This is a genomic window from Bacteroidetes Order II. bacterium (genome assembly GCA_016788705.1).
Lineage (GTDB): Bacteria > Bacteroidota > Rhodothermia > Rhodothermales > UBA2364 > UBA2364.
On record JAEUSQ010000059.1, the window covers coordinates 33,769 to 49,929 of the forward strand.

The following is a 16,161-nucleotide window of genomic DNA, read 5'->3' on the forward strand; positions in this document are numbered from 1 at the left end:
ATTACCCCTTCCACCAATCCATTTTTTTCAGGGCCTTAGCCGTCAGATGGAAGGTTCCACGCAAAGGCTCTTTCACGCCCACCCAACCTTCGTGCAGAAGCCACTCCAGCAGCCCATCCAACCGATCTTCCGGCAGGTCGGCAAATGCGCTCCACATTTCTCTTGGGGTTTGCTCGGCGGCATACCGCAAGAGTTGCTTCAGCCGTGGCTCATCTTTCGGGGTTACCACTTCGGGCTTATGCCTCCCCAAGCAGTGATCGCATTTTCCACACTGTGGTGTCGCTTTTTCACCAAAATACGATAGCAGAAAATAGCGACGACATCCCACATGACCTGCATAGCGGATCATATGTTTTAATCGGACCAAAGCCCTTTTTTTGGCTGCTGCAATCTGGGCGACGTCCAACACAACGCGTTCGGACCGGGCTTCTGCCAAGGCATACCGGAGCGCCCCATCCGGTGGAACCCAAGCCAATAGCCCACGCGCTGCAAAAAACTGCAAGCCACGGGCCACCCGTTCTCTCGGCAATCCGGTCCGTTTGGCGAGAATTCCAAGGTCTAATACATACCATCCCGAAAACGCTTCTGCATTCACTGTGCGCAAGACAATCGTTAAAAACTCACCCAAACGAGGGTTTTCCAAAGCGTGGGCATGAGACCGAAGCGTTTCGATGGGTTGTAAAAACCGAATTTGCCCGTGTTGACTTCGGTTTGGAACAACCCGAATTACTTCTTTCTGTACCAAAATACCCAACGCGTGTCGGATTTTCGTGGCACTAAATCCAGTCACTTCCTGTAAACGCTCCATCTGCACCATCAGCGGATTTTCGGGCAACGAACCAATGGCTACCTGCGCCAATCCACAAAAATCTCCATACACCTTTTGCACTTCGGTAGCATTCGGATACCCTTCTTCAATCATCATTTCCTGAACTTTTACATCCTGCTGATCCCAAAGCAAGACGGCAAAACTCTTCTTTCCGTCCCGCCCAGCCCGTCCGGCCTCTTGGTAATACGCCTCAATGGTCGCGGGTAAATCCACATGAATTACAAAACGAACATCGGGTTTGTCTATCCCCATTCCAAAGGCATTGGTGGCCACCATCACCCGTGCAGCACCGTTCATCCACGAACCTTGGGCTTTTTCCCGAACGGTTGACGCCAAGCCTGCATGGTAAGTCTCAGCAGCAATTCCTTCCGATTGTAACCAAGCCGCCCATTCCTCCACTCGCTGACGTGTAGATGCATAAAGAATGCCGCATCCAGACACTTTCCGAAGCACTTCCCACACTTTTTCCCGTTTCTGATCTGTCCGGAATGCCGTCCAGCTAATGTTTGGCCGATCAAATCCTTTAACAATTTCTTTAGGCTCGTTGAGTCCGAGGTATGAACGGATTTCCTTCCGGACAATAGGGGTGGCAGTTGCTGTTACCGCAATGACAGGCGGCCCACCCAACGCTTCTCGGGCCTCTTTGATCAGACGATATGCCGGACGAAATTGCTCGCCCCATTCAGAGATGCAATGCGCTTCGTCCACCGCCAATAAACGAACAGGCAACCGTGCAGCCCGCACCAAAAACAATTCGGTTCTTAATCTTTCCGGCGACACATAGAGCAAGCGCAATAAACCATGCTCGGCATTGGTCCACAACTGGTCTATCTCGAACGGCTTCAGCCCACTGTGCATGGCCGCCGCACGAATCCCACGTTGATGTAATTGCTGGACTTGATCCTGCATCAGTGCTATCAAAGGCGTAACCACTAACGTAAAACCGTCTGGATACCACAAGGCCGGCAATTGATAACACAACGATTTGCCTCCACCTGTTGGTAAAACCGCCAATACATCATGACCGGCCAAGACCCCTTTTACCACTTCGTCTTGGCCGGGGCGGAGGGCATCGTAGCCCCAATGTTCTTTAAGCAGTTCGTGGATCGTATTCATACCGGAAGCGCTTCCGAAACCAAAATTTGACAACGATTCTGTGACAATTTCGTGACAACTCTTTTTTTCTTTTGCCCTAAGTTAGGGGTTGAAGTTCTATTTGTCATACAACCTCTCTCTTTTTTTACACGTCTTTAATCACATAATGGTGGGACAGCCAGTGCGGAATGTGGAGCCGCACTGGCTTTTTTTAAAATTACACGTACACCTGCTGAATCGCAGCGAAGAATCTACGATTGTCCAACCCACCGCCTTAAATTCACCCCAAAAAAAGCCCACATGATACGCTCTGCAGGAACACTGCTGTTCGAAACCACCTATCCCGAAGCCGACCACAAGCGCGTGATACTGTTTCGGAACCCTATTACCATTTATCAAGCCGCCACATTAACGGAAATACCACATGTGATAGATCAGGTAGAGCAGGCCGTCGATGAGGGTTATTTTGTGGCAGGTTTTTTAACGTATGAAGCAGGTTATGCTTTTGTCCCGATTCCTCATACCCCTCCCTTGCCTCCAGTCCTTGCTTGGTTCGGGGTTTATAACGAACCAGAAAACCAACTACCGGAACCACCCCCAGCGACATTCCAGATGGACCAGCCGCAATTTAACTGGACACCAGACCGCTATGCCATGCAGATTGACACCATCCGTGACCTCATCCAGGAGGGAGATGTCTATCAAATCAATTTTACGGGTAAAATGTCATTCCCTTTTCGAGGAGACGCTTTTACCCTATACCAACAATTACGTCAACAACAAGCTGTGCGTTATAGCGCCTTCATCCAAACCGAAACCCAGACTTTTCTTAGCCTATCACCCGAGCTTTTTTTCCAGCGAAACGGCCAACAAATTGAAACCCGACCGATGAAGGGGACCATCCAGCGTGGCCGAAATGTTAGGGAAGACCGCCTATTGGCTGACCAACTTCAAAAAGACGAGAAATCAAGGGCGGAAAACCTGATGATTGTGGATCTTTTGCGCAACGATCTTTCCAAGGTTTGTGTACCAGGTACGGTACGGGTCTCCTCCCTTTTTGACATAGAAACCTACCGTAGTTTACACCAGATGACCTCGACCATTACAGGAACGTTGTCCGATACCACCACCTATACAGAGCTGTTTCAGGCGCTTTTCCCTTGTGGTTCGGTAACGGGTGCGCCTAAAAAACGTGCGATGGAGCGCATTGCTTCCTTAGAAACGGAGGCACGAGGCCTGTATTGTGGTTCGGTGGGATATATCACCCCAAACCACAAGGCGGTTTTCAGTGTTGCCATCCGAACAGCCGAACTCTCGGAAACACAGGGCACCTTGGGTGTTGGCAGTGGTGTGGTGTGGGACTCGAATGCACAAGATGAATACGAGGAATGTTTGCTGAAAGCCCGATTCCTTACCGAAACTCCTACGCCCCCTTTTGAACTGATTGAAACCATTCACTGGAACCGCATGGGTGCAGTTTTGCTCGCTTATCACATGGAGCGCATGGAACAATCGGCTCTCTATTTCCAAATCCCCTTCCAGAAAAGGGCGTTTTATAAACAAATCGCTTCATTTGCCGCTACACCAGCCGCACAGCAACCTTCCCGCCTTCGCATTACCCTAAAACAATCGGGCGAATGGCATCATACCAGCAGCCCGCTCCTACAAGGGCAGCCACCAATTACACCAAAAATTTGCGTATCCCCTGTACGTACCCAATCCGCAGATCCGTTTTATCAACATAAGACTTCTCACCGCGCCTTATACGAGGCCGAATGGAGCCGTGCCCTTGCCAATGGTTTTGGCGAAATCATCTTTCTGAACGAAAAAAACATGGTAACAGAAGGCTCACGATCCAATATTTTTATCCGCCGGAGAGGTCGCTGGCTGACCCCTCCCTGTACCTCCGGGGTTCTCCCTGGTGTTTTCCGACGGTTCATGTTAGAACAATCCCCTTACGTGTATGAAACCGAACTTACCTTATCCGATTTGGTAAATGCCGAAGAAATCCGCCTTTGCAATGCCATTTGGCAATGGACGCCACCTGTCCAACTTATCCTTCCTGATCAACTTGACACCATATAATACGATGTTCTTACGTCATCCTCGTTTTTATTTCTGGTTTCTGCTTTCCGTTCTGCCACTCACAGCGACTGCCCAACAAACCAGAACCTATTATTTAGACAGTGCCGAAGACCTCTTTCGGGCAAACTTAGATATTACTGGCGGCGAAGAACGCTGGCGCGACATTTCTACCATCCGCTTGGAAGCCCAGATATCCGGACAAATAGATGACTTCCCGCTGGAAGGTATCCGTATTTCTATCTCCAAATTTCCGGGATACCGCTATGTGGAACAACAGGTTCTGAACGGTGGCATCCGAGAAACCTATAAATTACGCTATACACCAGAACGGGCATGGATTGAACAAGACGGGAAAAAGTCCCTTGTCCCACAAGATGAAAGTCCTTCCTTGTTGCAGGCCAAAGAAGAGTTGGCCTTTCTCGAAGCAGAAGACCTCGAAATAGAAGCCTTTGAACGGACCTACTTTAACAACAAACGGGTATTTAAAGTGGTCTTTACCCGACAGGGAACCACCTACACACGGTACTACGACCGTCAAAATCTTCTTTTGGTGGGCACTGAAACCCCACTTAATGACGGATCGGTAGTAACAACCTGGTTCAGCGATTACCGCGAAGTGAAGGGACTCTTGTTCCCTTTTCAGATTTCGGTCTTCACTCCCAACGTGGGAGGACGACAAGTTTACCACATTTCCCGCATTACTCTTAACATTGAAGTGAATGTATCCCAACTTTTTCTTTTCCGATAAACATCTTTTTTGTACTTTCCATCTCAAGACTTTTGCGACCTTAACCCTGCATCCCTCCACCACCCGCTATGCTCGACTTTTTGGGCGATCCTGTTTTTTGGCAGTACCTCAGCATTCCGTTTGTTGCAGCCTTTGTGGGTTGGTTCACCAATTGGGTAGCCATCCAGTTGCTGTTTTATCCAATTGAGCCCATCGGTAAACCCCCGTTCTTTGGCTGGGTAGGTATTTTGCCCTCTCGTGCCGAGAAAATGGCCAAAATCACCACCAATAATACCCTTAATAAGGTGGGGACCGTTAAAGAATTGTTCCAATCGCTCGACCCCGAAAAAATTGCACAACACATCACCAAACTCATTAATCGCCAACTGCCGCTTTATATCGAAGAGATCATCCTCCGAGAAAATCCTACCGTTTGGGAGATGCTACCAGAAATAGCCAAAAGCCGCATCATAGAAGAAGTGCGCCTTCAGCTACCAGCAACCGTACATCGGATGATGGAAGACCTTTCAATGGAGGTGGAACACGTTTTGGACGTACACCACCTTGTGTTGCATCAGGTGCTCAAAGACCGCGCCATTATCAACCGGATATTTCTTTCCTGTGGTCAACAAGAGTTCAACTTTATTATTTATTCTGGCGCCATTTTAGGCTTCCTATTTGGCTTGCTTCAGATGACGGCATGGTGGTTTTACCCCACATGGTGGCAACTTCCTGTTTGGGGTATTGTTGTCGGCTTTGCCACCAATTGGGTCGCACTCCGGATTATTTTCCAACCCTTGAACCCTGTTCAGATTGGACCTTATGTCTTACAAGGACTTTTCTTAAAACGCCAACAAGAGGTTGCGGTCTCGTGGTCGGAAATTATTGCGCAAGAAATCCTCACCGTCGAAAACGTGATCCATAATTTATTATATGGGCCTAAATCTGACAGATCCCAAATGATTATCAGGAAATACATTCGTAATATTGTGGATGAGGTTTCCGGGATCGCCAAACCCTTGGTGCAATGGCTTGTGGGCCTAGAACATTACATCCACATGAAAGAAGTTGCCTCGGATCGGGTGATTTCGCTTACCGCCTCGGCCTTGGGGGATACCGAATTTAAGCGCGAAGAAGCAGCCCTCCTCAAAACCATGTTGTCGGACCGTGTAAAAAGCCTGAGTTCCGAGTCTTTTCAGGACTTCCTACGCCCAGCCTTTCAGGAGGACGAAACCAAACTCGTTATCATTGGTGGCATTTTAGGGCTTATCACGGGTATTCTTCAATACTTGGTTACCTTCGGCTGAAAATCCGTCTGATCTTTGCGGAGGTTCCTAAACCAGCTTTCCGTATATTCGAATGTTTATTCCCTAAACCCAACGTTGTGTTACCTTTATGGCAATTGTAATTGAACGCACACACTCCTTTACAATGGAGCAGATGCGTAAAAAAATGCGCTATGTAATCGAAAAATTACAATCCGAATTAGACCTTACTACTACATGGAAGGGCGATACAGTTCATTTTCACCGCATGGGCATTGATGGCACCGTCGTTTTTGACCAGCAAAAATTGAAAATTACGGCCAAAATCCCTTTTTATGTTCCGGTATCGGACGCTTGGCTTAAAAACGAAATTGAATCCAGAATAGATCACTACTTAAAAGAGGCACCAGAAGCCTAATCCCTAAATCCTTACCCTAATGGAATACCGCAGACTTGGAAAATCCGGCCTACAAGTGAGCGTCCTGTCTCTTGGCTCTTGGCTGACCTTTGGGAACCAAATTCCGGACGAGATCGCCGAAGCGCTGATGGTTCATGCCTACGAAGCAGGCGTTAACTTTTTTGACAATGCAGAAGGCTATGCCAATGGAAATGCTGAACGGGTGATGGGGCGAATTTTTCAGAACCAAAAATGGGAACGATCTTCTTATGTCGTCTCCAGCAAAGTCTTCTTTGGTGATGGTGGAACCCGGCCCAATCAAACTGGCCTAAGCCGAAAACACCTTGTGGAAGCCTGTCATGCCGCCCTCAAAAGGCTACAATTAGACTATTTAGACCTTTACTTCTGCCATCGGCCAGATCCCTCCGTCCCTATGGAGGAAATCGTCTGGACGATGACCCACCTCATACAACAAGGGAAAATTTTGTACTGGGGAACCTCGGAGTGGCCTGCGGATCAGATTATGGAGGCACACCTCGTGGCAGCACGCGACCACTTGATTGCTCCCGCCATGGAACAACCTCAATACAACTTGCTGGAACGGCATCGCATGGAACAAGAATATGCCTTGCTTTTCCAGAAGTACCAAATGGGAACGACCATCTGGTCGCCACTCGCCTCTGGCCTGCTCACGGGCAAGTATAACAACGGCATTCCACCCGAAGCCCGTATTGCAGGAAAAGACTTAGGCTGGCTCCGAGACTTGGTGATGCAGCAAGACAACATAGACAAAGCCACCGCCATCGGAAAAGTGGCACAAGAAGCGGGCCTCTCTATGGTACATCTGGCCATTGCATGGTGTCTCCACAACCCCCATGTCAGTACGGTCATTCTGGGCGCCTCGCGGGTGGAGCAATTGCGCGAAAACCTAAAGGCATTGTCTGAACGCCCCAAACTCACCGCAGAGGTGTTAGAAAAACTCGATCTAATTACGAAGTAGTCCACGATTCCCTATGCTTAAATACCCTCGTCTTTTTATTTTTGGTCTTTATGCCAGTGTTGTCTCGACATTAGGCATTGTGTACTGCCTATTTCGTCCTGTCAATCCGGAGAATACATACGTCTTGGCCCGCTTATTGGGCGGCGGCTTTAAACGCATTCTGGGGATTCGTGTACGGATGATCAACCCCGAATACCTAACACAGCAACAACCCAATATCATCATCGGGAACCACCAATCAAATTGGGATATGTTTCTATGGGGATCTTTTGTGCCCAAGCGTACCGTCTCGGTCGGAAAAAAAGAAATCACCTATATCCCAATCTTCGGTCTGGTGTATTGGCTTGCCGGAAACGTCATCCTGAACCGCCAAAGCCGTGCAAAATCTACCACCCGAATGGGTCAAGCCGCACAACAAATAAAAGACCTCAATATCTCCTTGGCCATGTTTCCGGAAGGCACGAGAAGCAGAGGCCGGGGTTTAGGTCCCTTCAAAAAAGGCGCTTTTTTTACCGCCATCGAAGCACAAGTACCGCTGGTCCCCGTCCTAAGTAGTACCTATACTGATCGGCTCAACTTTAATCGGGTACATGCAGGTGAAATTATTCTCAAATGTTATCCACCCATCCAGACCAATGGGTTGGAAGTGAAACATCTTAATGAATTGACCGAAAAAACGCGGGTATTTTTTTTACAGGAATTGGACAAACTGAACAATGGCGCCTATGATGACCTCTAACCCCAACCACGCCTCTACGCCAGAACCCCCCCCTGCACAACCCGTGCCCCGAAAGAAAAACTACCTTAGCCCATTGAGTGGAGGGCTTATTTTGCTTTTGGATAACCTTCTTTTTGGCTCAGAATTTTTTTCACTTGGGCTTAATTTACCGCTAAGCATGACCATAGGCTTCTTGGGTGCGGGCCTTGGTGTTTATTATATACAGCGAAAAAAGGAAGGGGATGGCGGAAAAGCAAGCCTTTTTAAAGCCCTGATGGCAGGAGCCGTAACCGGATTCCCCACTTCTATCTCTGGCAGTATCGTGGGGACGGGCATTATGCTCCTTTCTGGCCTCTCTTGGTTGCGAAACAAAAAATGACCCATCGCGGTTAAGAACAGATATTACCTCCACCACACATTTCAGATACATGGCTGTTTTTAATCGGACGATTTCCGACCCTACCGAGCTTCGTTTTTTACATAGATGGCTCCTTTCCTTGGCGTTACTGCTCTTGGTTGGTACCATTTTTTTTGCAGAAAATCTGGTAACATTTTTCCAACCAAGCCAACCTGTACAAGTTATTATTGATCCCAACTACCCTATTAAAGACAACGACGGCCGACAAGTCATTAATGACACCTTTCCCCTCAAAACCAATTGGGAGGTAGCCAGACGGGTCTCAGAAATCCTGAACGATCGTTATAAGGTCTCGGTTCTACTCTCACGAAATGATATGGACGACCTTGCTTCGCCTGCTGAACGGGCGGCTGTGGCGAACCGAAACAAAGCCCTGCTATTGGTCCGTTTAGATGTGAATGCAGGTGTAGGAAGTGGCTATACCGTCTTTTATACCGATCGTTTCAAAACCGACAAAGCGGCGTCGCTCGGCCTTGTGGGGCTTAGTCAGAAAGCCGCCTACCTGATAGACCACAACCTTCGCGTTTCATTGAGGGATATGATGGTGGCGAATGATGTGGCACCAGAACGAGATATCCCCAGTGCCGCCACAGAACGAAGTTCTTGGTTTAGTGAAGTTCCTTCCGTTACCGTCCAAATGGCAACCCTGACAAATATGTTTGATGCCTTGTACATCAATTCTGAAATGGGCCAAAACAAAACCGCAGAGGTTATTGCACAGAGCATCGTAGCATATCTCCGTGCTACCGGAGCACCTGTCACCGCTCTATAGGGAGAGAAATAGGTCCTCCAGCAGTGCTGGAGATGATTGAAATCCACCCGAACAATACAGACAATGTGTTGATTCTTATTCAAGTACGTTCAAAAGGATAGTGATTAATCGGTTCAGGCAAGTCTTTTTCCCTGCTGGAGGAACGTTTTGCCAAAAGCTAAAAAGCTATTCCTTGCATTGTCCCAATTGGTCGCATCAAATAGCCATTTGGTCGCAAATCGCACAACTTTTGTGAACCTACAACCGTTGTTCGCCGTCCACCTTGCAAAATCAAACCCAAACCAACACATAATATGAAACGTCTTTTATCCCTACTGATATGGGCTATAGCCCTGACAGGCTCCATACATGCACAAAACCCAGCAGGTGGAGCAAATGCTCCTAAAATCGGGAAGGTCAGTGGCGCCGTTGTAGATGCAGCCTCCAACCAACCCATTCCTTTTGCTACGGTCGTGCTGCAAAAATCCAAGCCATCTCCTGCACGATTGGCCACCATGCCCAAAGAAATGCAAGAACGCATCCAAAATGCACCACCAGACTCCTCAGTGGTCGCGGGTATGGTGTCGGACGAAAAAGGCCGTTTTAATTTAGAGAACCTTCCTTACGGGACATTTAAACTTAAAGTTAGTTTTATCGGGTACAAAGCCATTGTCAAAACCGACTTGGCGATCACGCCAAATCAAACGGAAATCTCTTTAGGTACCATTACTTTGGCCGAAATCGTCAATACCAAAGAAATCATCATTACGGCTGAACGGGACTTGGTACAGATCGCACCTGATCGTAAGATTTATAATATTGGAAAAGACCTTACCGCCACCGGAGGCAATGGAATAGATGTGATGCGCAACATCCCCTCGGTACAAGTGGACATGGACAACAATGTTTCGATGCGGGGCAGCGGAAACATTCAGGTTCTGATAGATGGTAAACCTTCTAACCTACCTATTGCAACCCTCCTTGAGCAAACCCCTTCGTCACAAATTGACCGCATCGAAATTATCACCAATCCTTCCGCGAAATATGACTCCGATTCTTCCGCAGGGATCATCAACATTGTCTTGAAACGTCCGAATCAAGCTGGATACAATACCAGTATCTCCAGTAACATTGGCACAGGATTTAAGCCAAATTCCTTCCGCACGTCCAATAACATTGCCCTGAATTACCGCGCACCCAAGTATAATGCTTTTGTCAACCTTGGGTATAACCGAATGGCTATGGGGTTTAAGGGATCTTCCATCCGTACCAACCTCACGAATTTCATCGTATCCTCGACTATTCTGCAAGCGAGTGACGGATACCGCATATTCGATAACGGAAATTTCCGAGCAGGTTTCGACTATTTTTTTGACAACCGCACATCCCTCAGTCTATCCGGTGGATACAACCTACGGGATGGTGGTGGATTCTCCTTAACGGCTTACACCTTCATGGATGGCATGGACAGACTGACCGATCGGTATAACCGCAATACGGATAACGAAGGAGGTAATAAGGGCTGGGAAACGGCACTCGACTTCCGCAAGATCATTGGGGGTGCGGGACACGAGTTTACCGCCAACATAGCATTTAACCGAGGAGAACAAGATGACCTCCAGACCTATTCAGAATATGATGTGGTGAACAATATCCCACAGACCGACCTTAGCCAACAACGGGATAACACGATTGGCAACGACCATTTGTTTACCGCACAAACCGATTATACCCGTCCGCTCAGCAACGGCGGAAAATTGGAATTAGGGTATAAGTTTACCCAACGACATAACGACCAAGACTATCGTGCCACCGATTATTTGAACAACACGTGGCAAGATAACGTACTACGGACCAATCAGTTTATTCTGGACGAAGACATTCATGCAGGCTATGCGATGTACACCGGCCTCATTGGGAAATTTGCTTATCAAGTAGGGATTCGGGCCGTACAAACGTACCAACGCGGCAATCAGAAAACAACCGATCAGAAGTTCGACCAAAACTACTTTAACTTCTTCCCTACCCTAAACGTACGACAAACGCTGGCATCTAAAAATGAAGTAACCTTGGGTTATAGCCGCCGTCAGAACCGACCTAATCGCTGGGCAATGAACCCCTTCCCAGATTATAGCGACCCCGTTAACATTCGGGTTGGGAATCCACTTATCAAACCTGAATATGTAGATGCACTGGAGTTAGGCCATATGCTGAACTTGAAAAAAGGCTCCCTAACTTCTACCGTATTCTATCGCCACACCTCCGACCTCGTTTCCCCCATCAACCGATTGGGCGAAAACGGCATCAGTATTACGACATTTGAGAACCTAAAATCTGCCGACTCCTATGGCTTGGAATTTATTGCCACCAACCGCCTATCCAAAGCCATAAACCTGACGACGAGCCTGAATGGCTATCGGCGAGAAGTGAGCGGCGTCTCCCAAAACACCAATAGCGGCTTTTCGTGGAGTACCCGCGTAAACGCCAGCCTGACCTTGCCTTATGGCATCAATGGCCAAGTTTCATGGGATTATCAGGCGCCGCAACCCAGTGCCCAAGGCACCATGCTGAGCCGCCAAAATACCGATGTTGGGTTTGCAAAAAGCTTCCTTAACAACTCGTTGATGGTTTCTCTTCGCGGTTCCGACATCTTTGATCAACGTCGGTTTGGGATGAACAATACCGATCCAGACTTCATCTATTCTTTTACCCGTCGCATGGTTAACCGTAATGTGACACTCGGCGCAACGTGGAATATTGGTTCGAACGATCGTCAGAACAACCAACGTAACCGAAAAAAGAACCTAAACGAAGACGGATCCGCCGGAGGCGACCAGTTCTAACACACCGTTTTGGGAAACTCGCAGGCCGTCTTTATGGGCGGCCTTTCTTATTGTGTATGGCCCCAAAGTACGGTTTTCGTTTTATGGCCGTATTTCCGTATCATGCACCTGACCGTCCGCAAACCTCCACCCAACGGGTACTATCATGAAAGGGTTTCGCTCCATTACACTCAGGCTTTTACTCTTGCTCCTGTTTTTGGGCACAATAGAGGCCCTATTGGTGGCTTTTTTTGTACAGCGAGAAACCGAAAAAGCTTTTGAACGCTACACACAAATAGACATTCAGAATCGGTTCATCATCAATGTTACCGACTTTTACCGATCTACGGGTAGCTGGCGAGGTATCGAGGCAGCCTCTCAATTTGGCATAGGCGCGTTTCATCCATTAGAGGCACCCACCCCCCATAAACCGCCCGATCCGCCTTATTTTTTGGTAGATACCAAGCGCAAGGTTTTAATCCCCACCACCAAATATCCACACGGCACAACCGTTCCAGCATCGCTACTGACTGCCGGAAAACCCATTTTGGTACGCGGAACCTTTGTTGGCACTGCTTTACCAACCGGAACCATGCTCCCTTTGCGCCCTGAAGACCGCGACTATTTGGCCCGCATCCGCAACGCTTTATTTTATGCCACAGGTGTAAGTGTGGTGGTAGCCTGGATACTGGGCGCCCTTTTGGCTGGTCGGCTGACCAAACCATTGCGATTATTGACACAGGCCACCCGACAACTTTCCTCCGGCGAACTCGGCACACAAGTGGAAGTGCGCTCAAACGACGAGGTGGGTGATGTTGCGCGGGCCTTTAACCGCATGAGTACCGAACTAGAAAAAGCCAGGGCACTCCGCCATCAAATGACCGCCGACTTGGCGCACGACCTCCGAACGCCACTCACGGTTCTATCCGGATATTTGGAGGCGCTCAAAGAAGGCGACTTACCCCCCACCACTGCCCGCTTCGAGGCGATGTACACCGAAGCCAAACACCTCCAACGATTGATCGAAGACTTGCGCGTGATTTCACTTGCCGATGCTGGCGAACTTCCCTTAAATAAAACGGCAAAACACCCAAAAGAGTTATTGGAACGCACCGTCCGTGCCTTCGAACAACAGGCAGCCCTCCGACGCATCCGGCTAAACATACAAACAACACCGGATTTAGCACCCATTTTTGTGGATGAAGATCGGATGGCACAGGTCTTGGGCAATCTGGTGGGGAATGCCCTTCGTTATGCACCAACGGATAGCGCGGTGGTTCTTACGGCAAGCCAAGAAGGCCATTGGATGGTCTTTACCGTGACCGACACAGGGGAAGGCGTCCCAAACGCACAACTTCCTTTTGTTTTTGATCGCTTTTATCGTGGCGATCCAGCACGACAACAAGCCTACCAATCCTCTGGTCTTGGCTTGGCCATTGTGAAATCGGTGGTAGAGGCCCACGGTGGAAGCGTTCACGTGGAAAGCCAGACCGGAAAAGGAACCCGCTTCCAGATTCTATTACCCGCCACATAAAAAAATCCGCACGGGGAAAGCCATGCGGATCAAAAATGGGGTGTTATGAACAGGTTTTTAGGGCTTGCCCAAGAGCCGGAACATTTCTTTCTTGTAGGCTTCCACACCGGGCTGATCAAACGGGTTAATCCCTAACAAGTACCCGCCAATGGCCACGCCATGTTCAAAGAAATAAATCAATTCGCCCACTGTTTGCGGCGTAATGGCATCCATCCAGAGGGTCATATTGGGGACACCACCCTCGGTATGGGCCTGTCGGGTTCCTTCATACGCCTTTCGGTTGATCTCGGTATAAGGTTTTCCCACCAAATAGTTCAGTTTATCGAGGTCGCCTGCCAGCAGAGGCGCGGAAATGTCCCCATTATCGTCCTGTGCCATCAAAAACGTTTCGGCCACTACCCGTTGTCCATCCTGCATATACTGCCCCAGCGAGTGTAGATCGGTCGAGAACTGCATGGCCACCGGAAAAAGTCCCTTTCCCTCTTTGCCCTCGCTCTCGCCATAAAGTTGCTGCCACCACGCGCCCATCGGGTAGAGTTTAGGTTCAAATACCGAGAGTACGTCTGTTTTATATCCCGCTTCGTGCAGCCAAAAGCGGGCAACGGCATATTGCAAGGCTGCATTGTTTTCGGACGTGGTTAAGCGTTCACACTCGGCGCGTGCACCCTCGAACAAAGCGCGAATATCAATACCAGCAGCGGCAATGGGCAACAAACCAACGGGCGTTAGTACGGAGAAACGCCCACCCACATCCGGCGGAATGACAAACTTGCGGAATCCTCGGCTGTTGCGTAATTGATTCAATGCACCCGATGCCGGGTCGGTGGTGGCAATAATGCGGTTATTGGCATCTGGAAACCGTTCATCCATCCAATCTAATAAAAACCGGAAGGCCAATGCGGGTTCTAAAGTGGTTCCAGACTTGGAGATTACATTCACATATACCGATTTGCCTTCTAAGGATTGTAACAGTTCCCGAAGATAGGCTCCGCTCATATGGTGTCCCGCAAAAAGAATTTCTGGACCCGAACGGTTATAATAAGGCGACAAGGCTTCAATAACGGCTTTTGCCCCCAGATAAGAGCCGCCAATCCCAATACAAAGCAATACCTCGGCACGTTCGCGTATTTCGGCGGCAATAGCAGCTACCTCGTCTAAAAGCAATAAATCGGGCGCAGTAAGCAGGTCTCGCCAGCCCAAAAAATCATTCCCAGCGCCAGTTTTGGTTATTAAAGCCGTTTGCGCCGTTTCTAATACTGGCTGAAAATCAGAAAGCGCCTGCCCTGATGGCATAAACGGGTAAATATTGGAAAGATCGAGGGTAAGCATAAAAATTAATAAGGTCTGTGAACAAGAAAAAATCTGCCCCAAAAATAGCACGCATTAGAACCGACTCTTCGATAATTCTTGATGGAGGAAGGGCTTCCGGCTTTGTTTTTTGGTTATGCACTTTTAGCCTTCTACATACGCACATCCCGGCTATGCACCTTAAGAATGCTGCCACATGAGATAAAACACGATTCTGACCCATTAAGTACAGACACCGAATAGACCGCATCATACATTTTGCCACAAAACAGGTCTATTAAAAATAAATACTTAAACCATTACAGGACGAAAGCAGTATCTTTCGATAAACCTTAAAAGGCATCTTTTATGCACCCACAACAGATCAAACACCTTTCATCGGCGTTGTCGGAGCCTATTCTGGCGTTTTCCTCCCTATCTGGTGGCGATACGGCAGAGACATGGCACATACACACTGCCCACAGCACGTATTTTGCCAAAACGGGCCTAACAGATATATCCAATACCTTTGTATGCGAGGCAGATGGCTTATCCGTTTTGCGTGGGGCAAAATCGGGATTGGTGATCCCTGAAATAAGGGCTTTGGGATCCGGTTTTTTGGTGTTTGAGTGGTTAGAATCTATCTCGCCCACCTCGGCAGACCACGCAGCACTGGGTCGTGGCTTGGCGCAACTACACCAAACGGCCAACCCTCAAGAGACCTTGGGGTATGGTTATCCGGCGCAAAACTTTATTGGCCGGACGCCACAACACAATGAATGGCACTCCTCGTGGCCTTCTTTTTTTACTGAACACCGCCTTCATGCCATGGCAGAGCGTTGTCGTCGGGCCAACCACTGGTCGGCCAATTGGGATGGCGCCATTAACGCTTTGTGCAATGCCCTGCCACAAATTCTACCGGCAAGACCCGTCGCCTCGCTTCTACATGGGGACTTATGGCACGGCAATGTGTACTTTACCCAAAACGGCCCAGCCCTGATAGATCCGGCAGTATATTATGGCCACCGAGAAACCGACCTCGCTATGACCTCCTTGTTTGGTGGTTTTTCGCCCGTATTTTATGCCGCATATCATGAAATCTGGCCATTGGAAACCGGATATACCGAAAGACGCGACATTTATAACCTCTATCATGTGCTCAATCATTTGTTGCTGTTTGGATCGTCATACGCCGGAAGTGTGGCCACTATTTTGAAAAAATTTGGATAAGTT

General features: G+C 48.6%; 13 protein-coding genes. 11 read left to right on the forward strand and 2 right to left on the reverse strand.

Features of this window, described 5'->3' with window-relative positions:
• Nucleotide 1: 1 nt before the first annotated feature.
• Nucleotides 2-1,945, reverse strand: a complete 1,944-nt coding sequence (locus JNN12_15325) for a RecQ family ATP-dependent DNA helicase (protein MBL7979706.1) — start codon at nt 1,943-1,945, stop codon at nt 2-4.
• 279 nt (nt 1,946-2,224) lie between these two features.
• On the opposite strand from JNN12_15325, the gene pabB reads away from it, so the two are divergent.
• The 10 genes from pabB (at nt 2,225) to JNN12_15375 (ending at nt 13,641) form a co-directional block, all read left to right on the forward strand.
• Nucleotides 2,225-4,009: an aminodeoxychorismate synthase component I gene (gene pabB, locus JNN12_15330; protein ID MBL7979707.1), complete on the forward strand. Its 1,785-nt coding sequence runs from the start codon at nt 2,225-2,227 to the stop codon at nt 4,007-4,009.
• A 4-nt stretch (nt 4,010-4,013) separates the two neighbouring features.
• Complete coding sequence (locus JNN12_15335; GenBank protein MBL7979708.1) at nt 4,014-4,757, forward strand: hypothetical protein; 744 nt, start codon at nt 4,014-4,016, stop codon at nt 4,755-4,757.
• Between the two features lie 68 nt (nt 4,758-4,825).
• Complete coding sequence (locus JNN12_15340; GenBank protein ID MBL7979709.1) at nt 4,826-6,043, forward strand: hypothetical protein; 1,218 nt, start codon at nt 4,826-4,828, stop codon at nt 6,041-6,043.
• Nucleotides 6,044-6,131: 88 nt separating this feature from the next.
• Nucleotides 6,132-6,419 carry a polyhydroxyalkanoic acid system family protein gene (locus tag JNN12_15345; GenBank protein ID MBL7979710.1) on the forward strand — a complete coding sequence of 96 codons (288 nt, stop codon included), beginning with the start codon at nt 6,132-6,134 and terminating at the stop codon, nt 6,417-6,419.
• 19 nt (nt 6,420-6,438) lie between these two features.
• Nucleotides 6,439-7,398 carry an aldo/keto reductase gene (locus tag JNN12_15350; GenBank protein ID MBL7979711.1) on the forward strand — a complete coding sequence of 320 codons (960 nt, stop codon included), beginning with the start codon at nt 6,439-6,441 and terminating at the stop codon, nt 7,396-7,398.
• Between the two features lie 13 nt (nt 7,399-7,411).
• On the forward strand, nt 7,412-8,137 hold the full coding sequence (locus JNN12_15355; GenBank protein MBL7979712.1) for a 1-acylglycerol-3-phosphate O-acyltransferase: 726 nt from the start codon (nt 7,412-7,414) through the stop codon (nt 8,135-8,137).
• A complete protein-coding gene (locus tag JNN12_15360; GenBank protein ID MBL7979713.1) occupies nt 8,124-8,495 on the forward strand; it encodes a hypothetical protein in 372 nt (123 codons plus the stop codon). Before JNN12_15355 ends, JNN12_15360 begins: the two co-directional genes overlap by 14 nt.
• A gap of 49 nt (nt 8,496-8,544) precedes the next feature.
• Complete coding sequence (locus JNN12_15365; protein ID MBL7979714.1) at nt 8,545-9,306, forward strand: N-acetylmuramoyl-L-alanine amidase; 762 nt, start codon at nt 8,545-8,547, stop codon at nt 9,304-9,306.
• Between the two features lie 293 nt (nt 9,307-9,599).
• Nucleotides 9,600-12,128, forward strand: a complete 2,529-nt coding sequence (locus tag JNN12_15370) for a TonB-dependent receptor (protein ID MBL7979715.1) — start codon at nt 9,600-9,602, stop codon at nt 12,126-12,128.
• A gap of 145 nt (nt 12,129-12,273) precedes the next feature.
• Entirely contained in the window at nt 12,274-13,641 is a 1,368-nt protein-coding gene (locus JNN12_15375) for a HAMP domain-containing histidine kinase (GenBank protein MBL7979716.1), read from the forward strand.
• Nucleotides 13,642-13,698: 57 nt separating this feature from the next.
• Here the strand turns inward: JNN12_15375 and JNN12_15380 are convergent, their stop codons facing one another.
• Entirely contained in the window at nt 13,699-14,970 is a 1,272-nt protein-coding gene (locus tag JNN12_15380; protein ID MBL7979717.1) for a glucose-6-phosphate isomerase, read from the reverse strand.
• A gap of 327 nt (nt 14,971-15,297) precedes the next feature.
• Between JNN12_15380 and JNN12_15385 the strand changes: the two genes are divergently transcribed.
• Complete coding sequence (locus tag JNN12_15385) at nt 15,298-16,158, forward strand: fructosamine kinase family protein (GenBank protein MBL7979718.1); 861 nt, start codon at nt 15,298-15,300, stop codon at nt 16,156-16,158.
• Nucleotides 16,159-16,161 lie beyond the last annotated feature (3 nt).